Source organism: Mucilaginibacter sp., from assembly GCF_035492695.1.
GTDB lineage: Bacteria > Bacteroidota > Bacteroidia > Sphingobacteriales > Sphingobacteriaceae > Mucilaginibacter.
In genome coordinates, this window is the sequence record NZ_DATJJC010000017.1 from 295,483 (window position 1) to 318,637 (window position 23,155).

A 23,155-nucleotide genomic window follows, 5' to 3' on the forward strand; every position below is an offset into this window, starting at 1 on the left:
GTAAATCTTACGCTTGCTTGTATACCGTTGACAAGATAAAATCCCCAAAAAAAGTCTTTTGCTTTATGGTCATATAATCCTGTTTTGCGAAACATTGCTCAATCCCAGGCAGTTTTGTAGCTTCTATGCGGCAAACCGTCCTGAAAAACAGGATCATCGACTTAAGCAATATGCGCTGCCACCATTTGCCCGTAAGCCTGAAATCGGTATTCAGCCATACACCGCCAGGCTTAAGGCTTTGATGGATGTGATCGAAGATCTTTTGAAGATTTTCTTCTGTAAAATTATCAAACAGGAAAGGCGTGATCACTACATCATAACCAGCAGTAAGACTTACATTTTCTACAGCATCATTTATAAAATTGACTTCATTGTTAGCAGTATTTCGCTTTTTTGAAAGCGCCATCATGTTAACCGCCACTTCAACATAGGTTATCTTTAATCCGGCGGAATGAACTTTGGCTATTTCCTCTAGTATCCAACCCGTACCGCCACCTACGATCAATATCTTGCAGCCGGGCGGGATGCTGTCCAGCAGGTACACCTGGGCTTTTACCAGTGACTTGCCATAAATAAGCCTTGAGAGTTTATCGTAAAACCAGGCGGAATTATTATAGTTGGCTGCCATATTTGAATAAAGGGTAAATTACAGGATTGTTCCTATATTTAATGCAGCCAACTCCGAATTACTATGAAAGCATTTGTTACCCACAGCCTTGTATCGGCCCTGTTGCTGCTCTGCACTTTTGCTGTATACGCCCATCAAGCTAAGCCTGATACGGATAAATACGAACGCAAGCAGGTAATGATACCCATGCGCGACGGCATAAAGCTGCATGCCGTCATCTTCACCCCAAAAAATCAAACAGAGAAGTTGCCGTTCCTTTTAGAGCGTACGCCCTATGGAGTAAGTCACACCTCCAGTCCTGATAAATCCACTTACGTTAAAGATATGGCGGACGACGGTTATATTTTTGTTTATGAAGATATTCGAGGCAGATATCTCTCTGAAGGAAAATATGAGATGTCGCGCATGGGACGAGATAAGAAGGATCCAAAAGCTATTGACGAGGCTACCGATACTTATGATACGATTGACTGGCTGCTGAAAAATGTACCCAATAATAACGGCAAGGCAGGAGAGTTGGGCATATCCTATGATGGCTGGACGTCTATAATTGCCGCATCCGACCCGCATCCGGCTATGGTGGCAGTATCTGAACAGGCAACACCTTCGGATATGTTTTTGAACGATGACCTGCATCATAATGGAGCATTCCGCCTCAGTTACGCCTTTGAATATGCTTTTATGGAGGAGATTTCCAAAACGGATTCGCTGTTCCAGTTTGGAAATTACGATACCTATGATTGGTATTTAAAGCTGGGCCCATTATCTAATATTAACAAAAAATACGTGCACGGTAAGTTGCCCAGTTGGAATGCTTTTATTGAACACCCCAATTATGATGAATATTGGAAACGTCAGTCGCTTCCTTACCGGCTTGATTCGCCCCGGATAGCTATACAGCATGTTGGTGGCTGGTGGGACCAGGAGGATATGGTGGGGCCGCAAGCCGCTTATAAAGTTTTGGAAAAGCAGGACAGGCATAATCGTAATTTCATCGTGATAGGCCCGTGGCGTCATGGCGGATGGGCCGGCGGCGAGGGTAGCCGCCTGGGGAATGTCAGCTTTGACGGGCAAAAGACCGGCCCTTATTTCCGCAAAGAGATACAGGCTAAGTGGTTTGCATACCATTTGAAGGGTAAAGGTGACGGCAATTTTGCAGAAGCGATCACTTTTCAGACAGGCTCCAACCAATGGAAAAGCTACACCAAATGGCCACCAAAAGAATCGACCACCAAAAACATTTATTTCCATTCAAACGGCAAACTATCGTTCAACGCGCCCACTGCGGCCGAAAATAAATTTGACAGCTATGTGTCCGACCCTGCGAAGCCGGTGCCGTACCGCGCACGCCCGATTCAGGAAACTTACGGTCCCGGTTCAGAATGGTATTTCTGGTTGACGGAGGATCAGCGCTTTGTACACAACCGCCCAGATGTGCTAAGTTGGGAAACGGATACTTTGACATCTGATATAACGGTTACCGGCAACCTGCTGGCCAAACTTTATGCCGCTACATCAGGGACGGATGCAGATTATGTAGTGAAGCTGATAGACGTTTATCCGCAGGAGTATAAAAAGGAATTAAAAATGTCCGGTTACCAATTGATGGTGGCGAGCGATGTTTTCCGTGCCAGGTTCAGGAAGAGTTTTTCCAAACCAGAACCGATGATCCCAGGCAAACCTGAGCTGGTTAGCATTGATTTGCACGGAATAGACCACGTGTTCAAAAAAGGCCATAAGATCATGGTGCAGGTACAAAGCACCTGGTTCCCGATCATCGACCGAAATCCGCAGAAATATGTTCCCAATATTTTTGAAGCGAAAGAAAGCGATTATCAGAAGGCTACAGAAATGATCTATCATACAACCGGTGCAGCATCGTGTATCAGTTTGCCGGTGATGGAATAAATAGGACTTACGAAGCTTCAAAAACTTCGTAGGTCTCCCTTACTCTATCTCAATATCATATTTCCCCAACAAACCCGGCAGCCCGTGCAGGGAGAACTTTGCCTTTTTGATGCGGTTAATTTCCGGGTCGATGGCGTAATTATAAGAAGTTCGCAGATCGGCTTGTTCTAATATGGTATTTTCAAAGGTCGAGCGGGCAAGATCACAATTGTCCAGAATAGCCCCGGTCAGATCGCATTCCGTAAAATCCGACTCCTGTAGCTGTGTGTTTTTGAAACGAATTTTTTTCAGTTTGACCTGGTAAAAGGAGGAATGGTTAACCTGGCAATTATCAAAGCTGAACGACAGGTTGAATTTATTGCACTGTTCAAACCGCAGCCCCAGCATTTTGCAATCCTTAAATTTGATGTCTTGTAGTGAAGTGTCCCGCAGGTTGACCAGGCTCAAGTTGCAATTGATGAAATCGCATTCCAGGAATTTTATGCCGGATAGGTCGGCGTCGGACAGGTCGCAATTCTTAAAACTACAGCTTTCATATTCCCCTTTTTTTAGAGGATTGGTTTTAAGATCAACTTTGTCAAAAGTTTCATTGTCGACAAATACTTCGGTCATCACAAATAAATACTAAGGTGGTCGAATGCGATCACAAAAAGATATTGTAATATCAGTACACCATCCAGGAAAAAGAAGTAGTAATATTCATTCTTTTCCCATTTCGATTTGAAGATAAGCCAGCCGCTAAGCGCAATACTTAATGTGAGCGCTATAAAGTTGGTGTCAAGCCCCCGGTGTTTAAATAGGAATAGCAATACCACATATCCACCGAGCAGGATCTCGCAAAACAGGTAGGCATTCTTTTCGCCCCAGGCCACGGCTATTGTTTTAAGGCCTAATTGCTTATCCTCGAACAAGTCGCGGATATCGAACGGGATCGCAATTGCAGCGATGAACAGGAACCTTTTTGCAATGAGTATGGTAGTGTCGCGCATCGATATCACGATCTGCTGGCCGTCCTGCGCTTCCAATACCGGCAGCAGCACGCAACTCATGGTCCATACCAGGGTTATCAGGAATAGTTTTAGCCCCGGTATATTGCGCAGGCCGAACTTTTTATCGCCCATGGCGAATAATGGCAAGCCGTAAGCAAAGGAAATAGTGCCTAAAAAAATGAGTAATATCCGCGATGAACTGGAAACCAGGAAGAACAATGGAACCAGCGACAGGATGGAAACGATAGTCATAGTAACCATCAGCCTGTAATGGCCAAAGAACCAGCGTACCCGTTTATATGGCGATTTTTCAGGCGCCTCCGGCTTACTCACCAGGATACAGAAATTGTAAATACCGAGCGTCGAGGTAAACAACAGGCCGGCAACCGGATATATGGGCTTTGCGCCAATAAGGTACAACGTAAGCAGGCCCTGGGCAACGGCACACAGCCCCATAAAGATATTACTGAAAAGCAAAAAGTCGAACGCAGGCTGCAAAAGTTTCTTCATTGGTAAATGAAAAATGCTTTGCCGGGGTGTTTTAAGCCTTTTTTTGTAACGATGGGTCGGCGGAAGCTTTTAATTCAAATATCGTAATCTCGGGCAATATTCCAAGCCTTCCGGGATAACCTAAAAAGCCGTAACCCACATTTACATAGATCTGCTGATCTCCATGGCGGTATAACCCCGCCCATTCCGGGTAAATGTATTCTATAGGGCTCCATTGGAAATTTTCGGCTCGCACGCCAAATTGCATACCGTGTGTATGGCCCGAGAACATCACGTCGATTTGCTTATAGTCCGGCAATACCTGTGCCCGCCAGTGCGAGGGGTCGTGTGAAAGAAGCAATTTTACCGGAAGGTCATCAGTATTTTTCGTCGCCAGGTCAAGCCTTCCGCGCCGCGGAAAGCGGCTGATGGAGCCCCAGTTCTCGACGCCGATAATGGCTATTTCTTCACCGTCAACTTTAAGCCTGCGGTTCTCATTGCGGAGCAGGTCCCAGCCCATATTTTTATGGGTGGCTACCAGCTTGTTAAAGTCGGCCAGTTTTGCAGCTTCATCCGGCCAATCCCAGTAATCGCCGTAATCATGATTACCAAGACTGGAGAAAACACCAAGTGGGGCCTTCACTTTGCTGAAAAGGTCCTGGTATTCATACATTTCTTTCGAACGTTTGTTGACCAAATCGCCGGTGAAGAAAATAAAATCGGCCTTCTCACGCATCAGCATTTCCACGCCGCCGGTTACCGCTTTTTTATTATAAAAGCTGCCGGAATGGATGTCGGATATCTGGCCCAGTTTGATGCCATCGAATGCTTTGGGCAGATTAGGCAGGTATAACTTTTGATGATGTACGCGATAATCATACACGCCCGATATAGCGCCATAAACCATTCCGGCAAGTGGCACCGAACCGGCTAAAAGGCCCGCTTTCATCAGGAACTCGGAACGGGGGATAGTATTGGATTCGGGCGCCTTTGGTGACGTAGTTTTTTTTGGTTGTTTTAGCTTTAGAATGATCCGCCGGATATCATCTGCCAGGATAAAAGGCAAAAACATCACTTTCGATATAAACAAAAGGAAAAAGGCCAGCAAAAAAGCGGCACGAATACCGAGGTGCATTTTGGCAAAAACGCCGATAGCTACGCCAACGGTTATGATGATGGACAGGCTCCAGTATGTCCAGGCAAAAGGTTTCCCTTGCGTGAACTTCCACTTTTTTAAACCCAGGCGCATGCCGGGAAAAAGATAAAAGTCAATGGCAATAACGCCAATACAAATAAGAAATACAGTAAGAGATTGCGATTCCATGCTAAGCCAGCGGTAACTTAATACCTGTCGTCATCAATATCCAGGTCGTCTTCATCCGGCTCTAAGTTAAAAAGACTATTGAACATATCCGAAAAAGCAAAGCCATTATCCAGGAACCCTTTGTTGAGCTGCGAAAATTCTGCAAGGCCATGTAGTACGAATTCCATCAGCAATAGTTGCTGGTTGGTCGTAAGGCTGGGGTGCAGCTTTTTTACCAGTTCCTTAAGACCTGTTACCGAATTGAGATTATTTTTATATTCTTCGAAAGGTAAATTATCATCAAGCAGAACGGTATTGGCATCGCTGAACCAGTTGATGATCTCGGCGTATGGATTTGGCGTTTTCGATTTTTTTGCCTTTTCAGGGTCAGGAAAAAATTGTAGCAGCAGTGTCCTCACGGCTTTGCCTATCAGCATGTTGGCTACTTTGGCAGGGCCCTCCAATTCGCCCTCGTACACCAGTTCTATTTTGCCGGTGATAGCAGGTATCACGCCCAAAAAATCGGTAATACGAACGAAGGTCGATGTCTCGCCATTAATGATCATGCGCCTTTCCGCATTGCTCACTAAATTCTCATAAGCGGATATAGTAAGCCTTGCGGAAACACCGGATTTTTTATCGATATATTCCGAATTCCGTGCTTCAAAAGCGATCTGTTCGATCAGGTCTTTCACCAAACCATCCACTTCGATCTTCGATTTCTGCTCCGCAGAAAGCAATGCTTCCTGCTGGGTTATCTTGCGCGAAACTTCTATCGAACGCGGATAATGCGTCAATATCTGGCTTTCGATACGGTCTTTTAACGGTGTTACGATGGACCCGCGATTGGTGTAATCTTCTGGGTTGGCCGTAAACACGAATTGCAGATCAAGTGGTAGGCGCAGTTTGAAACCGCGTATCTGGATGTCTTTCTCCTGCAATATATTGAATAGCGAAACTTGGATACGTGCCTGTAGGTCGGGCAGTTCATTGATCACAAAAATGCCCCGGTGGGCACGCGGTATCAGCCCGAAATGTATCACGCGTTCATCCGAATAATGCAGTTTCATGGTGGCGGCCTTGATGGGGTCAACATCGCCGATAAGGTCGGCAACGGTAACATCAGGTGTGGCCAGCTTTTCGGTGTAACGTTCGGAACGGTGCAACCAGGCTATCGGGGTGTCGTCGCCTTTGGTTTGAACTTCGTTGTGCCCATACCATGAAATTGGTTGCAAAGGGTCGTCAAATAATTCAGAACCTTCTATATAGGGAATATATTCGTCGAGCAAATTCACCATTAGCCGTGCTATGCGGGTTTTGGCCTGCCCGCGCAAACCGAGCAGCAAAATATTATGCCTCGATAAAATAGCTGTTTGCAGATCGGGGATAACGGTATCTTCAAAACCGATGATGCCTTCAAACCCTCCCTCTTTTTTTTGGAGTTGCGCAATCAGGTTTTGGCGTAATTCATCTTTTACCGACCTGCTTTTATAGTCCGATCTTTTTAATTCCCCTAAGGTTTTTATAGCTGTCTTTTTATTCATTAGTCAATTGTCATTAGTAATTGATCTGCACATTTGCACATCAACGCACGGTCCTTCTTCTGTTACGGATGTAATCTTCAAAAATATATTCGCCGAGGCCATTCAGCGAGCTGTAAAACGCCTTGCCGCCGTTGGTTTCCGTAAACTTACGGACGAACTGTTGCAGGTAAGGGTCTTTGGCTATCATAAATGTGGTGATCGGTATTTTTAACCGCTTGCACTGGGCAGCCATGTTCAGCGTTTTATTCACCACTTTACGGTCGAGGCCGATACTGTTCTTATAATATTTAGTGCCTTCCTTCAGGCAGGTAGGCTTGCCGTCGGTTATCATAAATATCTGCTTGTTATGCGTCTTTCGGCGCCGAAGCAGATCGGTAGCCAGCTCCAGGCCGGCATAGGTATTGGTATGATAAGGGCCCACCTGTAAATAAGGCAGGTCCTTTAAAGCAATGGGCCAGGCATCATTCCCAAAAACCACGATATCCAGTGTATCTTTCGGGTACTTGGTGCGAATCAGCTCGGCCAGCGCCATGGCTACTTTTTTGGCGGGCGTTATCCGGTCCTCACCGTACAGGATCATGGAGTGCGAAATATCGATCATCAGCACCGTCGAGGTCAGCGTTTTATAATCCATTTCCTCCACTTCCAGGTCGCGCTCGGTCATCATAAAATCGTTGATGCCATGATTGATTTGCGCGTTGTGGATGGACTGGGTTATGTCTATTTGCTCCAGGCTGTCGCCAAACTCATATTCACGGCGTTCCGCGTTCCGTTCATCTCCCTGCCCCGAATGCGGCGACCGGTGGTTACCCTTACCCGATCGTTTCAGCTTACCAAATATTTCCTCCAAAGCCGACTGGCGGATGCTTTGCTCGGTTTTAGCCGTGATATTGAATTCGCCGGTTTGATTGTCCTCGTCCAGGTAGCCCTTCTGCTTCAGGTCGTCGATGAAGTTACCCATGCCATATTCGTCATTGGTAACATTGTATTGCTTGTCCAGCTCGTTCATCCAGGCCAGAGCTTCGCCGGCATCGCCCGAAGTATAGTTGAGCAATTCAAGAAATAGCTTTAATAATTCATCAAACCCGCCTTTTGGTAGTTGTTTAGGGGTGAACTTCGAAAACCCGTAACCGCGCATATTTATCCTTTCAGATATAAAGTAACGGATAAAATCATTTAAAAGTTTGAAAACAGGTCCTCTGCAACGGAAATGTTAGCTTGCTGTGACAGTTGCTTTGTTAGTTTACAATTGACGGGTTGCAACTTGCATGCTACACGGATGATTATTGCCAGCTGCCAACTAATAAGTGCGAACTTATTTCAACCTCAGCAGCTTCCGGATATGCTCATCATACGGCGGATTCGCTCCCCGCTTGCTGGCCACAAATGCCCCGACAGAGCAGGCTTTATCTACCACACTTTGCAGGTTTTCACCTGCGAGTAAGCCGGCTATAAAAGTTGCCAGGAACGAGTCGCCGGCACCAACGGTATCACCACCGGAAGCGGGGCAGCCCGGCGAGTCGTAAAACTCATGATCGTGCCAAACAATAGCGCCATGTTCGCCCCGGGTCACTACGATGGTTTTTGGGTGATATTTCGATCTGAACTCGTTCATCATATCCCGCAGGTCAGCCTTGCTGCCGCCGATAAGCAGCTTTGCTTCGTCCTCATTCATCTTCACCACATCGGCCCTGGCGGTTAATGTTTCTATGGTAGATAAGGTGTAATGGGGCGCGCGCAGGTTCACGTCGAATATTTTGAGCGCCTGGGTTTCATTCAGCAGGTTTAGCAACGTGTCCCGGGTCGTTTCGTCGCGGCAGGCGAGGCTCCCAAATACAATAGCCGACGCATGAACAGCGCTTTGTACCAAAGCATTATCTAACTGAATATTATCCCAGGATACCGGCTGGGGTATGATGTAAGTGGCGTGTTGTTGTTCGTCAAGCTCCACGGTAACCTCGCAGGTTGGCAATTGCGGATCGCGCTGAATAAGGTCAGAGAACAGGTTGTTCCTTTTCAGGAACTCAACCAGTTCATCGCCTGCCTCATCGTCGCCAACCCGACTTGCAAAGGCCACATTTACCTGTTGTTGCGCCAGGTGCATGGCTACATTCATGGGCGCGCCGCCGGGCTTTTTGCCATCGTCGAATGTATCCCAAAGCACCTCGCCGAAGCACAAAACATGTTTGTCCATAGGTATAAAGGTTAAAACCGCGCATCGGCGGTCATCCGCAAAGCTAAAATCTTTTTGCACATAATTTACTTATTTTAGAGCATGAAAAGAATGATCGTGATCCCCTTTTTCTTACTCTGCTTAACGGTGTGCCGTGCGCAGGATAAGGACGCCATAATGAAAGTACTAAGCACCCAGCAGGATGCCTGGAACCGCGCCGATATTGAAGGTTTTATGCAGGGCTACTGGAAGTCTGATTCGCTGATGTTCGTAGGTAAAACAGCACCGGTTTATGGCTGGCAAACCACGCTCGATCATTATAAAAAAGGCTACCCCAACCGGGCCGCTATGGGGCAATTGACATTCGATATTATCCAGGTTAAGATACTCGACCCGTCTAATGCCTTTGTGATGGGCGGCTGGAAACTGAAACGGGAGAAGGACGAACCGGGTGGTTATTTTACCCTATGGTTCCGCAAGATAGATGGTGAGTGGAAGATAGTTTGTGATCATACTTCCTGATATTTGAGAGGTTGATATGAGATTGAGAATGAACTTTACCAGTGGGCTACTAATGCCTGGATTATAATATTTATGGTTAACATGGTATTTTATTAAAATATTGATAATCAATTAATTAATATCAAATTAGCTAAAATTGTGTTAACCATGTTAACCCTGTTGACGATCTGCTGTATTCGAATACCCTGATCTAAAACCAGTCGCTATAGGAAGAACGGAAAGGAAAAATACTGTAACGATTCCCCTAATTCCCCGTCTTATTATTAATGGTGGAGATATTCGATAACATCCGTAAAATTTACACTTTCAGTACGGCTTGCCCCGAACTGGCGGATCATATCGAGTTTTTCTCCGAATCATCTTTCGAGGCCACCAGGAAATATATCGCGGGCGAGCATTTCTCGATAAAAATGTTCCCCAGCTGGACGCCGACCTTTTATATTAATCTTGGCGAACCGTATATCATAATGTCAGGCAATAAACAACATTTCGTACAGGCAGATCAGGATATCCTGGTTCTGCGCAATTCCAACGTAGAAAGGTACAATACGCCGTCAGATAATATTTTTACGGTCAAGTTTCACCCCGGCGGGCTCGAGGCTGTGTTGGGTATCAGCCAGTTAAAATGTGTCGACCAGGTAATCGGTCTGCAAAAAATATTGCCCAATAAGCTGCTCCGGGATATACGGCGGCCATTGTCATTTGAGGAACGCTGCCTGCTGATGCAGCAATACCTGTTAAATGCTTTTAAACACCGACGACAGGAAGATCATTATTTACGTTTTGTGCACGATTGTATCGACCGGTACGAGGCCGCCGGCATGCTGCTGAACACCAGCCAAATGGCCGAAAAAATGTTCGTCAGCTCCAAAACCATCAACCGCTATTTTAACCGGGTGGTGGGTTTGCCGCCTAAAAACTACTTCTCCATTCTTCGCGCCCGCACCGCGCTGACGGCTTATGTCAATCATAAACAAACATTTACCCCTTACGATTTCGGCTATTATGATATGAGTCATTTTTACAAAGAGGTAGTGAATTTTACCGGGAACAAGTTGACGGAGCACGCGGCCTGATAAGACATACATTAAAAGCCCCGGAGAGGGGTTGGGGGTGAGGCAGATTGTCCGTTTTTTACTAAAATCCATTTATCCAATGCCGTTATTTTGCTGAAAAGATAAATTGATAATGAGACGCATTATACTGATATCCATACTCATGCTTTTTCAGCAATTAGCTTTCGCGCAGCAAAAAGGCTATACGCCGAAGATAGAGCCCTGCGACTGTGCTTTTAAATCGGATAGCCTGAAAACGACCTGTGCTTATCTCATCGTGCCTGAAAACCGCAACAAACCGAACGGTAAAACTATTAAGCTTCCTTTTATTTATGTCGAAAGCAAAAACCCTGATAAACACAAGGATCCGGTTTTGTATACGGCAGGCGGTCCGGGGGCAAGCTCGTTACGCGGGGTAAGGTTCATCCACAATCGTGCTTTCATCAAAGACCGCGACTATATCGCCTTTGAACAACGCGGAACAGAATTTGCCCTGCCGCGTTTAGATTGTTTTGAGGTGAATGACGCGATCAAAGAAGCGTATCGTAGGAATTTGAACAGGGATAGTATGGTCCTGGTCGGCGTAAGAGCCTGCCGGAAAAGGCTGACGGCGCAGGGCATCGACCTGTCCGCATATAATACCATCGAAAACGCGGCAGATATCGAGGACTTGCGCCGGGCGCTGAAGATCGATTCGATCAACCTCATAGGCATATCCTATAGCGGCGGATTGATGATGACCGTAATGCGCAATTACCCACAGCATATCCGGTCGGTTGTGCTTGATTCGGCTTTGCCAGGCTTTGTTAATTACGAGGAGGACGCCATGTTCAGTATCAACGAAGCCTTCAATAAAATATTCAGCAATTGCGACAGGGATTCGACGGATAAAGCCTTATATGGTAATATGAAACAGCGTTTCCAGCAATATTTTTCTTCCATCGGCGATAAAAACTTTTACCTCAACTATAAAGAAAAGGATAAGCAGGATAGTATCCACATCAGGTACAACCGTGATGAATTGCTGGATGTTCTGGTGAACAAATTGCAAAGTAACAGCGAATTAAAAAATTTACCTTATATCATTAACCAATTGATTGCCGGTAAGCACCGGGCTTATATGAAGGAATATTTTGACGGCATTTTTAGCTCGGGCAACACGTCGAACGGTATGCGGTATTCCATGTATTGTTCCGAGCAGATGGCGTATGCCAGTCAGCAAGTAATTGACAAGCAGGACGATTTTTTTCCTTACCTGGCCGGCTTTCATTTTAATAATGTCGATCATCCTATTTGCAATTGCTGGAATGTAAAGCCCGTGGACCCCATTGCCAAAGCACCTGTTTATTCGAAGATACCGGTGCTACTTGGTTCGGGCGACACCGACCCGTATTGCAGGCCATATTATAACGACCTCATCCACCATTATATGCCCAATAGTCAACGCCTGCTTTTTACAGACAAAACACACGCACCAACATTAAACACCCGGGAAGGGGACCAGCTGATTGCGCAGTTTTTGGCCAATCCGCATGCCCCAGTAAAGCCCGATGGAAAAAAAGTGATAACTTACTAAACTGTAGCATATGAAAAAACTGATCATATTTTTAATCTCCATAAACTCCCTGTCCGTCTTCGCCCAAAAAGATAACCGGATAACTATTGGTACGGCCGATACCGTCTACTCAAAAATACTTGGCGAAAGGCGCACCGTACTGGTGCATGTGCCGCGTGGCGACAAAACAGAAAAATACCCGGTATTGTATATATTGGATGGCGAGGAACACTTCCAGTCGGCTGTAGCCATAGACGAACAGATGAGCGGTGTTACCCCGCCCATGATTGTGGTTGGCATCACCAATACCAATAGGGAGCGCGACCTGACGCCGACCCACGTGGCCAACTCAAACGAATCGGGAGGGGGTGAGAATTTTATTGGTTTCATTGAAAAAGAGCTAATGCCATATATCGAATCGCATTACCCAACGGCACCATACCGGCTCTTCAGCGGGCACTCCCTGGGTGGATTAACGGTGATGAATGCTTTTTTTAATCATACCAATTTGTTTAATGCTTATATAGCACTCGACGCAAGCCTTTGGTGGGACGCACAACGCTGGATAAAGAAATATGAAGCGGAATTAACCAAACATAATTTCAGCAAAAAATCCTTATTTATAGCGATAGCTAACAATATTCCAGCCGGCATGGATACCATCTCGATTTTGAAAGACACCAATGTGATCTCGCCTATCCCACAATCGGTTATACCCTTTGTGCATATTTTGCAGGCCGCTAAACCGCCGGGACTGCACTGGACATCTAAGTTTTACCCGAATGAACGGCACGGTACAGTTGAGTTGACATCTGAGTATGATGCGCTACGTTATATTTTCGATTATTACCAGTTCCGCACCAGCCAATTTATAGGTCACCCTGAGCTGAACGAAGATTCAGTTTTAGCCGCGCATTATCAATTGATCTCGGAAAAATTGGGTTATACCGTTCAGCCGACAGAAAACACGGTGAACGAGCTGGCATACAGTTGTCTTGCGCAGAAAAAATGGGACGTTGCCTATAAACTGTTCAAACGAAATACCGATAATCACCCTGAAAGTTCGAATGCATTTGATAGCCTGGGGGATTATTATGCGGATCGTGGTGATAAGGCAAATGCCATAAAAGCCTATTCAAAATCGCTGAGCTTGAATGAGACCGCAGACACGCGGCGGAAATTGAATGACATGAAGAAATGAATTGTAGAGACGCATAATTATGCGTCTCTACGGCAAATGCTATTTTGGCTGCCCTTTAGCCAGCGCCCTGTTTGCCCATTTAATGGCCGTTTTTTCGCGGTATTGGGCATAGTCAGCCTTCAGCGCCATCTTCAGCAGGCTGTCAACACCACCTTTGACAGCGAGATTATACAAGCTGGCCGCTTTGCGGGTAACAGAAGCATCCCATGCACGCAGGCTAAGCGAGTAGGAGCCGGACAAATATTTCATCCAGTGCCACCAGCCGGTAGGCATAAATAAGGTGTCGCCGTGTTCCAAAAATAGTTCGATACCCTCAACGCCGTTCAGCGCCGGGAATTTTTCAAAATCAGGGTTGGCAACATCATAATCCTCCAAAGCATAAGTGGCGTTCGGCAGGCAATACAAGCGGCGCTTCCACTTATTTTCAAACAAAATAATATGCTTGCGGCCAACAAAGTGCGTATGAAAAATATGCGGAAGATCGATATCATAGTGCAAAAAAGTAACCGAGTTCGATCCGCCGAAAAACATGCCGGGCATGCTTTCCAAAAAACCGCCCATCAGGTCTTTAGGTAAAATAATATCATCCAGCAGTTGGGGGGCCTGCTTAAAAATATTGAAGAAGAATATGCGTAATTCGGTAGGCTGCGACATGATGAGGTCGATATACTCATCAAAAGGCATTTCGGCTGCCTTGGCGTTTATCGGTTTTGACGGATCTGCTTTCGAGTTATCATACAGCGGCACCACCTTATTGCCCACCACCTGTTTCATATAATCAGGCGTCCATTTTTCACGGGCGGGCCAGTTTTTAGTGAGCCCTTTTATTACCAAAGGCTTGCGTGGCTTCAGGTAATTTTCCGTAAAATCTTCCGGACTGATGTTTTCTACAGTATCAATCGGTTTTAGTATAAAACTCATAGACAATTCAAATCCTTATTTGCAAAGCTGCAAAGATAGCGGTTTCAGATAACTAATTGCTACGGGTAAATATTATGACGCTGTAAACAAAAAAGCCCGGACGCTTTCGCCCGGGCCTTGTCAAGTTTGCAATTGCCAGTTTCATAATTTGCAAATTGTCAACTTAAAACAGCCAACTATTAATTCGGCATTAATACGGCATTCACCACATGGATAACGCCATTGCTTTGATTTACATCAGCAATAGTGATCCACGATTCGCCGCCTTTTTCGTCTTTCAGGTATAATTTTTTGCCTTTTTGCATTACCCAAAGTTTACCACCCTGTACTGTTGTCAGTTCGGCTTTACCATTGCCTTCTTTGATCTTAGCCATCAGGTCGGCCGAACTAAGTTTTCCGGCAACTACATGGTAAGTTAAAATTTTGGTCAGTGTTGCTTTGTTTTCCGGCTTTACCAGGTTGTCGACCGTACCGGCAGGTAGTTTGTTAAAAGCCTCGTTGGTTGGCGCAAATACAGTAAACGGACCCGCACTTTCCAGCGTTTCAACCAAACCCGCAGCTTTAACCGCCGCCACCAGCGTAGTGTGGTCTTTGGAGTTTACTGCATTTTCAACGATGTTTTTGGTAGGGTACATGGCTGCACCGCCTACCATTTTGGTTTGAGCATAAGTCCTCGGCGTAATTGCAATAGCTGCTAAAGCAAACGCCGCGATTATTAGTTTTTTCATTTTAAATGTTTGAGTTATTTGTGAGGAGATACGGCTGGCTTATGTACGCGGATTTAAAACCCACAGTAATTCCAATAGCCTGAGGTTTTAAGCTTTTTCAAACTATAAACGGGAATTTTTCGTAGTTGCGCGAACCTAAAAAAACAGCTCGGCAGCGATGTGATCTGCGTATAGCTTGCCGGTTTGGGTAAGGTAAATAACGTCGTTTTCGCGGTGTATCCACTGCTTCCCGAAAAACTCATCGGTCAGTTTTAACAAGATATCTGACGAACCGGCAGCAATGGTATTTAATTGACCCAGGTCGAGGCCCCACATGGTACGCAGCGAGGTCATGATGTATTCGTTCAGGCGGTTGGTCTCGGTTAGTACCTCAATTTCAGCGGGGATATTTCCGCTATATATGCCCTGGATGTATTTTGCATTATTGGCGACGTTCCATTGCCGTGTTTCGCCGTTATAGGAATGTGCCGACGGCCCTATACCCAGGTATTTTACACCTTTCCAGTAATTGGTATTATGTCGCGAATAATTGCCCGGCTTGCAAAAATTGGATATTTCATAATGTTCAAAGCCCTGCAGTTGCATGGCGTTTGCCAGGTATAAAAATTGTTCGGCGCTCTGCCCTTCGTTCATGGGCGGCTGTACTTTCTTTTTGATGGATGATGCCAGTGCTGTACGCGGCTCCACGGTCATGGAATAGCATGATACGTGCGGCACCTGCAGTTCAAAAACTTTATCAAGATTGGTCTTCCATTTTTGGTCGGTAAGCAGTGGATAACCATAGATCAGGTCGACGGTGATATTCTCAAACCCCATATCCTGTGCTCGTTTTACGGATGATTCTGCCTCTGCCGCCCGGTGCGCGCGATTCATCCAAAGCAGATCTTCATCAAAAAAACTTTGTATGCCTATGCTGAAACGATTGACGGGAGTATCCCGCAATTGCCTTAATTTTTTATTGTCTAAATCATCCGGATTGGCTTCCAGAGTTATCTCAGCGTCAGGTGATACCGTATGCAGGCTGGTAATTGTGCCAATGACAGAATTGATCTCATCTCCATTCAAAAGAGATGGCGTCCCACCGCCGAAGTAGATCGTTTCGATGGTTTCGCCATTGAGATAATTTTTTTGCAGACTGATCTCTTGGGTCAAAGCTTTCAGCAGATCATCCTTATATGCCAGCGAGGTGCTGAAATGAAAATCACAATAATGGCAGGCTTGTTTGCAAAAGGGGATATGAATGTAAATTCCTGCCATGTGGCAAAAGTCGGTATATTAATTTACTAAACTAAAAAGTTAATGCGTTCTAAATTTTATAATCAAATATTACGGTAACTTTGCCCTTGTATTGATTGAGAATTTATTCCGTATGCGATCTGTAGCCGCGTGCTTTTTGCTGATGTTGTTTTTTACTGTGAATAATTACGCGCAGCAGGCATCAGACACTTCAAAAAGCGTTGATACAATAACGCGCGGTGCGGCGCAAAATCAGCATCTTCCTTTTCTTGATTCTGTCGCCCAGGCGATGCAACAACACGACCAGTTGGTGCAGGACTCGCTAGCTACCCAATATATCCGCCCGGCAGACCCCGCCCGGCACGACATGCTGATGGATACCCTGATCCAAAAATATATGTACAAGGGTACCAACTACCTCGATATACACACCAAATCAAAAAGCCTGCTCAAAGAAGGCAGCAGCCGCCCCTCACGCGACAGGTGGGTTATCGGCATTATCCTTGCTCTGTTGATCTACGCAGCCATCCTTAACCTTTTTATGGGCAAAGATGTCGAAAGCGTATGGCAGTCGTTCTACAGTAAGCGAATGCTTAACCAGGTTAGCAAGGACGATGGCGTTATTAATTCCTGGACCTTCCTTGCGCTCTTCCTGTTGTTCGCATTGACATTCGGGCTGTTTCTTTACCAGTTTTCGGCATACAGGCATGTATACTACACTATAGGGGGGGCCCAGTTATTCTTTTCGCTTACTTTTATCATCCTTGTATTGTTTGCAGTCAAGTTCGTTGTCGTTAAATTTCTCGGTTTTGTCTTCGGCACCGGTAAACTAGTCAGCGAATATCTTTCCGTGTCATACCTCACTTATTTTAACATCGGTTTTGTCTTTTTGCCAGTTTCCCTTTGCTTCAGTCTGCTGCCTGATCCGCTGATAAAATATGTGTTGTTTTTTGCCTTCGTGCTCATAGCTGCAATCGTCGTTTGGCAGTACCTTCGGGGGAGCGTAGGCATCATTTCTAACATTCTATTTCATAAATTTTATTTAATTGTCTATCTTTGTGCCCTCGAAATTTGCCCTATTTTAATTTTGATCAAGGCATTAAAGATATAGGCGTCACGTTTTTATATATAAGTATTTTGGAAGAAAGAAAGAAAAAGGTTAAAAGCATATTGGTTACTTTGCCAAAGCCCGAGAATGACAAAAACCCCTATTCCGAACTGGCAAAGAAATACAATCTAAAGATCGATTTCAGATCGTTCATTCATGTTGAAGGTGTACCCGCGAAAGATTTCAGGAAAGAAAAAATAAACCTGCCCGATTTTACTGCTGTTATTTTCACGAGCCGTAACTCGGCCGATCATTTTTTTCGCATCTGCGAGGAAATGCGTTTCGAGGTGCCTGTCGATATGAAATACTTTTGCCTTTCAGAAACCATCGCCCTTTATCTGCAAAAATACATCCAGTACCGAAAAAGAAAAATATTTTTTGGTAAGCAAACCGCCTCAGACCTGGCCGAGGTACTAAAAAAACATTCAAGCGAAAAATTCCTTTATCCTTGCTCTGATGTCGCAGCAGAAGAAACGCAGAAATTTTTGCTGGATAATGGCTACGATTTTACCCCTGCAGTATTGTTCCGTACGGTATGCAGCGATTTATCCGATCTGGCCGACGTTTTTTACGATGTGCTGGCATTTTTCAGCCCATCAAGTATCCAGTCGCTTTACAAGAACTTCCCTGATTTTAAGCAAAATAACACCCGTATAGCCGCCTTTGGAGCCACCACTCACAAAGCCGTACTGGATGCCGATCTTATTTTGGATATCCCTGCGCCAACCCCAGGTGCCCCTTCAATGACCATGGCCATTGAACAATATGTAAAGATGGTAAACAAATAATTTATAGTAAATTATGGAATTTGCCCGCAACTTTCAAAAGCACGAAGCCGTATAATGCCTCATAATTACACTGCTACAACGATAAGTGGTTAATTATAAGTTATTTCGTTTTTTTATGGCAATAAACTATTAATTTATATTTTTGCTATGGAGTATGACGAGAACTTTACATATAAAAGAACATTTAACGTTTTGCTTAAAGTAAAATTAATATATTAGTAGAGGTCATATTGCGTTATATTCAAATAACTGATTGATTTAAAAATGAAGCAGATTTACTTTTTAATAGTGGTTTTGGCCGGAAGTGTGGTACTTGGCGGTTGCGGCAAAAAAGGCACAGGTGACAGGGGCGAGTTGACCGGAATACCCCAAAGGTCCTTTAGAGCCGAGGTTCCATACGGCATGGTTTATATACCGGCTGGTACCTTTTTAATGGGGCAAACCGATCAGGATGTTACTTTCGCACAGTTAGCGCAAACTAAACAGGTTACCCAGTCGGCATTCTTTATGGATGAAACCGAAGTATCAAACACTAAATACAAGCAGTTTGTACAATGGGTGCGCGACTCAATAGCAATAACTAACTATCTTAACGATCCTAAGTACTTTATAAAGCCTAAAGCTGCAGGTAATACCAATAACGGCAAAAAATATATTAACTGGGCCTATGTAAAGCGCTATCCTATTTCGTTTGACGCGAACAGGAAAGGGAACACACCTAATATGGCCAAATTGCAGGGAATGTATTACCAGGGTGATGATCGTATATTCGATCGCAATGAATTGGATGTACGCCTGTTAAAATATAACTATTCAATTGTCAACCTGCGCGAAGCTGCCGATTACAAGAATGACAAATCCAAACACCGGTCAGATTTCATTTACCGCGATACTGTTCCGGTATATCCTGATACACTGGTTTGGCTGTCCGACTTTTCATACGCCGCTAACGAGCCGATGGTAGAAGGTTACTTTTCGCATCCTGCCTATCGTAACTACCCCGTTGTGGGAGTTACCTGGCGCCAGGCGCGCGCATTTAACGTGTGGCGCACACGCTACAACGAAAACTATAAACAATCGCGTGGCTTACCGCACCGGTTAACCTATACTTTGCCAACTGAGGTTGAATTTGAATATGCAGCGCGCGGCGGCAGGGTAGGTACCGATTACCCATGGGGCGGTCCATATATCAAAAACGCAAAGGGCTGCCTGATGGCAAACTTTAAGCCAGGTCGTGGCAACTACAGCGACGACGGTGGTGCCTATACCGTAAATGTGCGTTCGTATTTTCCAAACGACTTCGGTCTGTATAACATGGCCGGTAACGTGGCCGAATGGACCTTGACAGCGTTTGACGAATCGGCTTCAACTTTTACACACGACCTTAACCCGAATTTTACTTATGATGCCAAAGCTGGTGATCCACCGGCGCTGAAACGCAAAGTAGTAAGAGGCGGTTCGTGGAAAGATGTAGGGTATTTCCTGCAAAATGCTACCCGTACTTATGAATACCAGGATACTGCAAAATCATACATCGGCTTCCGTTGCGTGACGCATTACCTTGGCCGCGACATTAAAGACAAACACTAATAAAAATTATAATCCACTAAATTAAATTTTAATTATTCTACTAAAATGGAAGGCAAGAAAAAACCTTACGGAATCACCAATATCGTATCTTGGGGTGCAACAGTTGTAATCATCGGATTGTTGTTCAAGATACAGCACTGGCCTTACGGCACCCTGTTTATCACCGCAGGTCTTACAACAGAAGCAGCCCTGTTTTTCCTTTTAGGTTTTCAAAGAGAGGCAGAGGAAGCGCATGTGGATTGGACCAGGGTTTATCCTGAGTTAAAAGAAGACTTTAAAGGTGAACTGCCAACCGCAACTACACGCGGCATCGGAGGCTCATCAAGCACCGCAGCACTGGATAAAATGCTGGACGATGCTAAAATAGGCCCTGAATTGATCGGCAGCCTTGGCGAAGGTCTGAGAACCTTCGGTGATAAGGTGGCGAACATTTCAAAAGTTGCCGACGCAGGCGCTGCTACAAGCGAATTCTCATCAAAAGTGAAAACAGCAAGCGCAAGCTATGATAAACTAAGCAACGCTTTTGAAGCAGCATCGGCCAACCTATCCGAAATGGCTAATTCAAATATCGACTCTAAGGCTTATCACGAACAGGTAAATAACCTGGCGAAAAACCTGTCGGCATTGAACGCAGTGTATGAACTGGAACTGCAGGATTCGAGCTCGCATCTGAAATCGATGAATAAATTCTATACCAGTATGGCTTCAACTATGCAAAACTTCACCGAGTCGCTGGAAGATTCACAGCAATTCAAAACAGAAGTTGCACGCCTGTCCAAGAATTTGAGCACGCTGAACTCTATTTATGGTAACATGCTGTCGGCAATGAGCCAGCCACGTTCATAATTGATTTAATAACGACCCTACAAACGAATAAATAAGATAAAATGGCCGGCGGTAAAGAAACCCCAAGACAGCGAATGATAGGTATCCTATACCTGGTACTATTGGGCCTTATAGCCCTTGACGTACCGGAGAATTTGCTGGACTCATTTAAAAATATTGGCGATAGCTTAAACGCTTCAAAAACTAACGTACAAACCGGTATAACCAACGCTTTTGGCTCATTTGAAAAAACAAAGCTGAAGGATGAGCCGGAAAGAGCAAAAGTGCCATATGCAAAAGCGCTGAAAGCCAAACAACTGTCTGACAACCTGGATAACTATATCGAATCGTTAAAAAATACGTTGATTAAGGAATCCGGTGGCATGGATGCAGCTACCGGCGATTATAAAGGACGTGAAGGTTTGGATTACTCTGTCGACCTGATGGTTGACCGCAGGAAAAACGCATACGATCTGCATAAAAAAATTGACGCGACAAGAGATTCATTGATCGCGCTACTCGACCCACGCGACCGTATAGGTGTTAACCTGGCTTTACGTGCAACCCAGCCGAAACCCAAAGCGGGTTTCCCTACAAAAGATTGGGAACAGGCAAATTTTGGTGAAGGTATACCAATGGGCGCTGCTATGACGGCCCTGATCAAGATACAATCAGACGTTAAGAACTCGGAGAATGAAATTGTAAAAAAGCTATTAGGAAAAGTTGACCAGGCTCAGGTAAATCTCGACCAGTTCAATGCCGTTGCCGTTGCGCCTACAAGTTACGTTTTGGTTGGGCAACCTTATACGGCAGATGTTTTCCTGACAGCATCAGACTCAAAATCAAGCCCCGAGGTTACCGTTGATGGTTCAAGACTTCCAACAGAAGGCGGTAAGGGTAAATATTCAGGTAGTACCGGCAGCGAAGGTGTTCATACCTGGGTAGGTACTATAAAAGTTAAGCAAACAGACGGTACCTATAAAACCTATTCAACTCCGCCTCAAACTTACATGGTCGCAAAACCATCAGCAGTTGTATCTCCTGACAAGATGAACGTGTTGTATATAGGTGTGCCAAACCCTATTTCGGTTTCTGCTCCGGGTATAGCGAAAGAGAAATTGCATGTAAGCATGTCGGCAGGCTCTTTATCAGGTTCAGCCGGGCATTATATCGCTACCGTGAATTCGATAACTGACAACGACGTCATAACGGTATCGGGCGAAATAGCGCCAGGGAAAACAACGGTGTTAGGTGCAACCAAATTCCGTGTAAAACGTATACCCGACCCAAAACCGCAATTTGCGGGTAAAAGCGGCGGCAATACAAGCGCTGCTAATTTAAAAGCGCAGGACAGGGTTTTTGCGAAATTGGATAATTTTGATTTCGATGCGAAATTTAACGTGACCCGCTTTACGCTCTTAGTAATTAAACCGCGCCAGGATCCGATCATATATTCGACCAGCGGCTCGGAATTGACAAGCCAGATGCGTGCGGCGATGAGCACAATTGCCCCCGGATCGACAGTTGTCTTTAAAGATATTGTTGCCGTTGGCCCGGATGGTACACAACGTGGATTGGACCCGATAGTATTATCGGCAAATTAAAAGGATTATGAAAAAGAGATTTTTAGTTATTGTACTTTGTTTGGCGTGTGCGGGTGCGTTTGCCCAGCGTAAGAAGGTTAAAAAGACCACCTCAAAGCCAACAACCACACAACAGCAAGCCGGCAACATCGGTGCCAAAACAGCCGTTGATACGACTAAAAAACAACAGGCATCTGCTGCGCCCGCAAAACCGTTTGACAGGCCGCTTGACGGATATTACAAAAAGACCAATATCCTGAACGCCAGGGTTACACCTTACGCAAACGTTCGTGAATCGGATGTGGCTTATGCAAAGCGCGTATGGCGCGAGATAGATGTTCGTGAAAAAATGAACCAATATCTGGCTTCGCCGAAACAACGCCTTATCGATATTTTGATGGATGCCGTAGCAGCGGGCGAATTAACTGCCTACGACGCTAATCCAAGTAAAGAAGATCCTGATGGTGATGCATTTGCCAGACCATTGACGGCTGCACAGGCTAAATCAAAAATGGCAGATAGCGTACTGGTAGATAAATTTGATAAAAATACCGGTGACAAGATCGGTTCGACCATGCAGCCGGGCCAGTTTAACCCTGATAGCATTGTTAAATTCCGTATCAAGGAAGATTGGATATTTGACCGCCAGCGTTCAATATTCGAACCTCGCATTATCGGCATCGCGCCTATGGTTAAGCAAAATGTAACGGGCCTTAGCCTTGATTACCAGCCCGCTTTCTGGATATATTTCCCGGACGCACGCCCTATTCTGGCTACTAAAGAAGCGGTTGACCGCAGCAATGACAATACCGGCCTTAGTTTCGACGACGTATTTATGAAAAGGATATTCACCAGCTATATTGTGAAAGTATCCAATGATAAAGACGAACGTATCAAGGATTACGCGCAGGGTATAGACAAGCTGTATGAATCGGAAAAAGTGAAAAAACAGCTGATGGATTGGGAACTCAACCTTTGGCAATACTAAAATAAAAATAGCCCTAACTTA

Annotated in this window: 21 protein-coding genes; 11 read left to right on the top strand and 10 right to left on the bottom strand. The window is 45.1% G+C overall.

Going from position 1 to position 23,155, the window contains the following annotated elements; all coding sequences use genetic code 11:
- Positions 1 to 7: 7 nt before the first annotated feature.
- Positions 8 to 628 carry a class I SAM-dependent methyltransferase gene (locus VL525_RS12285; protein WP_325386926.1) on the bottom strand — a complete coding sequence of 207 codons (621 nt, stop codon included), beginning with the start codon at positions 626 to 628 and terminating at the stop codon, positions 8 to 10.
- Positions 629 to 691: 63 nt separating this feature from the next.
- Here VL525_RS12285 and VL525_RS12290 point away from each other — a divergent pair, with 63 nt between their 5' ends.
- A complete protein-coding gene (locus tag VL525_RS12290) occupies positions 692 to 2,536 on the top strand; it encodes a CocE/NonD family hydrolase (RefSeq protein WP_325386928.1) in 1,845 nt (614 codons plus the stop codon).
- Between the two features lie 39 nt (positions 2,537 to 2,575).
- On the opposite strand, the gene VL525_RS12295 is transcribed toward VL525_RS12290, so the two are convergent.
- The 6 genes from VL525_RS12295 to VL525_RS12320 all read right to left on the bottom strand — a co-directional run bounded on the left by VL525_RS12295 (position 2,576) and on the right by VL525_RS12320 (position 9,055).
- Positions 2,576 to 3,148 (bottom strand): pentapeptide repeat-containing protein, encoded by a 573-nt coding sequence (locus VL525_RS12295; protein ID WP_325386930.1) that lies wholly within the window; start codon positions 3,146 to 3,148, stop codon positions 2,576 to 2,578.
- Positions 3,148 to 4,035 carry a hypothetical protein gene (locus tag VL525_RS12300; RefSeq protein ID WP_325386932.1) on the bottom strand — a complete coding sequence of 296 codons (888 nt, stop codon included), beginning with the start codon at positions 4,033 to 4,035 and terminating at the stop codon, positions 3,148 to 3,150. Before VL525_RS12300 ends, VL525_RS12295 begins: the two co-directional genes overlap by 1 nt.
- 31 nt (positions 4,036 to 4,066) lie before the next feature.
- On the bottom strand, positions 4,067 to 5,338 hold the full coding sequence (locus VL525_RS12305) for a metallophosphoesterase (RefSeq protein ID WP_325386934.1): 1,272 nt from the start codon (positions 5,336 to 5,338) through the stop codon (positions 4,067 to 4,069).
- Positions 5,339 to 5,355: 17 nt separating this feature from the next.
- Positions 5,356 to 6,861 carry a sigma 54-interacting transcriptional regulator gene (locus tag VL525_RS12310; RefSeq protein ID WP_325386936.1) on the bottom strand — a complete coding sequence of 502 codons (1,506 nt, stop codon included), beginning with the start codon at positions 6,859 to 6,861 and terminating at the stop codon, positions 5,356 to 5,358.
- Between the two features lie 40 nt (positions 6,862 to 6,901).
- A complete protein-coding gene (locus VL525_RS12315; protein WP_325386938.1) occupies positions 6,902 to 7,999 on the bottom strand; it encodes a vWA domain-containing protein in 1,098 nt (365 codons plus the stop codon).
- 177 nt (positions 8,000 to 8,176) lie between these two features.
- A complete protein-coding gene (locus VL525_RS12320) occupies positions 8,177 to 9,055 on the bottom strand; it encodes a carbohydrate kinase (protein ID WP_325386940.1) in 879 nt (292 codons plus the stop codon).
- Between the two features lie 81 nt (positions 9,056 to 9,136).
- On the opposite strand from VL525_RS12320, the gene VL525_RS12325 reads away from it, so the two are divergent.
- The 4 genes from VL525_RS12325 to VL525_RS12340 all read left to right on the top strand — a co-directional run bounded on the left by VL525_RS12325 (position 9,137) and on the right by VL525_RS12340 (position 13,367).
- The gene (locus VL525_RS12325; protein ID WP_325386942.1) at positions 9,137 to 9,556 is read left to right on the top strand and encodes a nuclear transport factor 2 family protein; all 420 of its coding nucleotides are present in this window, start codon (positions 9,137 to 9,139) and stop codon (positions 9,554 to 9,556) included.
- 266 nt (positions 9,557 to 9,822) lie between these two features.
- Complete coding sequence (locus tag VL525_RS12330; protein WP_325386944.1) at positions 9,823 to 10,632, top strand: helix-turn-helix domain-containing protein; 810 nt, start codon at positions 9,823 to 9,825, stop codon at positions 10,630 to 10,632.
- Positions 10,633 to 10,744: 112 nt separating this feature from the next.
- The gene (locus tag VL525_RS12335) at positions 10,745 to 12,187 is read left to right on the top strand and encodes an alpha/beta hydrolase (RefSeq protein WP_325386946.1); all 1,443 of its coding nucleotides are present in this window, start codon (positions 10,745 to 10,747) and stop codon (positions 12,185 to 12,187) included.
- A 10-nt stretch (positions 12,188 to 12,197) separates the two neighbouring features.
- Complete coding sequence (locus VL525_RS12340; RefSeq protein ID WP_325386948.1) at positions 12,198 to 13,367, top strand: alpha/beta hydrolase-fold protein; 1,170 nt, start codon at positions 12,198 to 12,200, stop codon at positions 13,365 to 13,367.
- 39 nt (positions 13,368 to 13,406) lie between these two features.
- Here the strand turns inward: VL525_RS12340 and VL525_RS12345 are convergent, their stop codons facing one another.
- The 3 genes from VL525_RS12345 to hemW all read right to left on the bottom strand — a co-directional run bounded on the left by VL525_RS12345 (position 13,407) and on the right by hemW (position 16,273).
- Positions 13,407 to 14,288 carry a cupin-like domain-containing protein gene (locus VL525_RS12345; protein WP_325386950.1) on the bottom strand — a complete coding sequence of 294 codons (882 nt, stop codon included), beginning with the start codon at positions 14,286 to 14,288 and terminating at the stop codon, positions 13,407 to 13,409.
- Positions 14,289 to 14,467: 179 nt separating this feature from the next.
- A complete protein-coding gene (locus VL525_RS12350; protein WP_325386952.1) occupies positions 14,468 to 15,016 on the bottom strand; it encodes a fasciclin domain-containing protein in 549 nt (182 codons plus the stop codon).
- Between the two features lie 135 nt (positions 15,017 to 15,151).
- Positions 15,152 to 16,273, bottom strand: coding sequence for a radical SAM family heme chaperone HemW (hemW, locus tag VL525_RS12355; protein WP_325386954.1), 1,122 nt, complete (start codon positions 16,271 to 16,273; stop codon positions 15,152 to 15,154).
- A gap of 112 nt (positions 16,274 to 16,385) precedes the next feature.
- Between hemW and VL525_RS12360 the strand changes: the two genes are divergently transcribed.
- The 6 genes from VL525_RS12360 to gldN all read left to right on the top strand — a co-directional run bounded on the left by VL525_RS12360 (position 16,386) and on the right by gldN (position 23,134).
- Positions 16,386 to 17,363, top strand: coding sequence for a DUF4271 domain-containing protein (locus VL525_RS12360; protein ID WP_325386956.1), 978 nt, complete (start codon positions 16,386 to 16,388; stop codon positions 17,361 to 17,363).
- Positions 17,364 to 17,389: 26 nt separating this feature from the next.
- Positions 17,390 to 18,148: a uroporphyrinogen-III synthase gene (locus VL525_RS12365; protein WP_325386957.1), complete on the top strand. Its 759-nt coding sequence runs from the start codon at positions 17,390 to 17,392 to the stop codon at positions 18,146 to 18,148.
- Positions 18,149 to 18,412: 264 nt separating this feature from the next.
- Positions 18,413 to 19,738, top strand: a complete 1,326-nt coding sequence (locus tag VL525_RS12370; protein WP_325386959.1) for an SUMF1/EgtB/PvdO family nonheme iron enzyme — start codon at positions 18,413 to 18,415, stop codon at positions 19,736 to 19,738.
- A gap of 45 nt (positions 19,739 to 19,783) precedes the next feature.
- Positions 19,784 to 20,584 carry a gliding motility protein GldL gene (gldL, locus tag VL525_RS12375; protein WP_325386961.1) on the top strand — a complete coding sequence of 267 codons (801 nt, stop codon included), beginning with the start codon at positions 19,784 to 19,786 and terminating at the stop codon, positions 20,582 to 20,584.
- Positions 20,585 to 20,625: 41 nt separating this feature from the next.
- Positions 20,626 to 22,167, top strand: coding sequence for a gliding motility protein GldM (gldM, locus tag VL525_RS12380; protein WP_325386963.1), 1,542 nt, complete (start codon positions 20,626 to 20,628; stop codon positions 22,165 to 22,167).
- A gap of 7 nt (positions 22,168 to 22,174) precedes the next feature.
- Positions 22,175 to 23,134: a gliding motility protein GldN gene (gldN, locus tag VL525_RS12385; RefSeq protein ID WP_325386965.1), complete on the top strand. Its 960-nt coding sequence runs from the start codon at positions 22,175 to 22,177 to the stop codon at positions 23,132 to 23,134.
- The last annotated feature ends 21 nt before the right edge of the window (positions 23,135 to 23,155 follow it).

Coding starts and splice junctions, on each gene's coding strand:
- VL525_RS12370 (WP_325386959.1), top strand. CDS start 18,413: ATGAAGCAGATTTACTTTTTAATAGTGGTTTTGGCCGGAAGTGTGGTA.
- VL525_RS12295 (WP_325386930.1), bottom strand. CDS start 3,148: ATGACCGAAGTATTTGTCGACAATGAAACTTTTGACAAAGTTGATCTT.
- VL525_RS12305 (WP_325386934.1), bottom strand. CDS start 5,338: ATGGAATCGCAATCTCTTACTGTATTTCTTATTTGTATTGGCGTTATT.
- VL525_RS12360 (WP_325386956.1), top strand. CDS start 16,386: ATGCGATCTGTAGCCGCGTGCTTTTTGCTGATGTTGTTTTTTACTGTG.
- VL525_RS12290 (WP_325386928.1), top strand. CDS start 692: ATGAAAGCATTTGTTACCCACAGCCTTGTATCGGCCCTGTTGCTGCTC.
- gldM (WP_325386963.1), top strand. CDS start 20,626: ATGGCCGGCGGTAAAGAAACCCCAAGACAGCGAATGATAGGTATCCTA.
- VL525_RS12320 (WP_325386940.1), bottom strand. CDS start 9,055: ATGGACAAACATGTTTTGTGCTTCGGCGAGGTGCTTTGGGATACATTC.
- VL525_RS12300 (WP_325386932.1), bottom strand. CDS start 4,035: ATGAAGAAACTTTTGCAGCCTGCGTTCGACTTTTTGCTTTTCAGTAAT.
- VL525_RS12340 (WP_325386948.1), top strand. CDS start 12,198: ATGAAAAAACTGATCATATTTTTAATCTCCATAAACTCCCTGTCCGTC.
- VL525_RS12325 (WP_325386942.1), top strand. CDS start 9,137: ATGAAAAGAATGATCGTGATCCCCTTTTTCTTACTCTGCTTAACGGTG.
- VL525_RS12285 (WP_325386926.1), bottom strand. CDS start 628: ATGGCAGCCAACTATAATAATTCCGCCTGGTTTTACGATAAACTCTCA.
- VL525_RS12330 (WP_325386944.1), top strand. CDS start 9,823: ATGGTGGAGATATTCGATAACATCCGTAAAATTTACACTTTCAGTACG.
- VL525_RS12310 (WP_325386936.1), bottom strand. CDS start 6,861: ATGAATAAAAAGACAGCTATAAAAACCTTAGGGGAATTAAAAAGATCG.
- VL525_RS12350 (WP_325386952.1), bottom strand. CDS start 15,016: ATGAAAAAACTAATAATCGCGGCGTTTGCTTTAGCAGCTATTGCAATT.
- gldN (WP_325386965.1), top strand. CDS start 22,175: ATGAAAAAGAGATTTTTAGTTATTGTACTTTGTTTGGCGTGTGCGGGT.
- VL525_RS12345 (WP_325386950.1), bottom strand. CDS start 14,288: ATGAGTTTTATACTAAAACCGATTGATACTGTAGAAAACATCAGTCCG.
- VL525_RS12335 (WP_325386946.1), top strand. CDS start 10,745: ATGAGACGCATTATACTGATATCCATACTCATGCTTTTTCAGCAATTA.
- VL525_RS12315 (WP_325386938.1), bottom strand. CDS start 7,999: ATGCGCGGTTACGGGTTTTCGAAGTTCACCCCTAAACAACTACCAAAA.
- gldL (WP_325386961.1), top strand. CDS start 19,784: ATGGAAGGCAAGAAAAAACCTTACGGAATCACCAATATCGTATCTTGG.
- hemW (WP_325386954.1), bottom strand. CDS start 16,273: ATGGCAGGAATTTACATTCATATCCCCTTTTGCAAACAAGCCTGCCAT.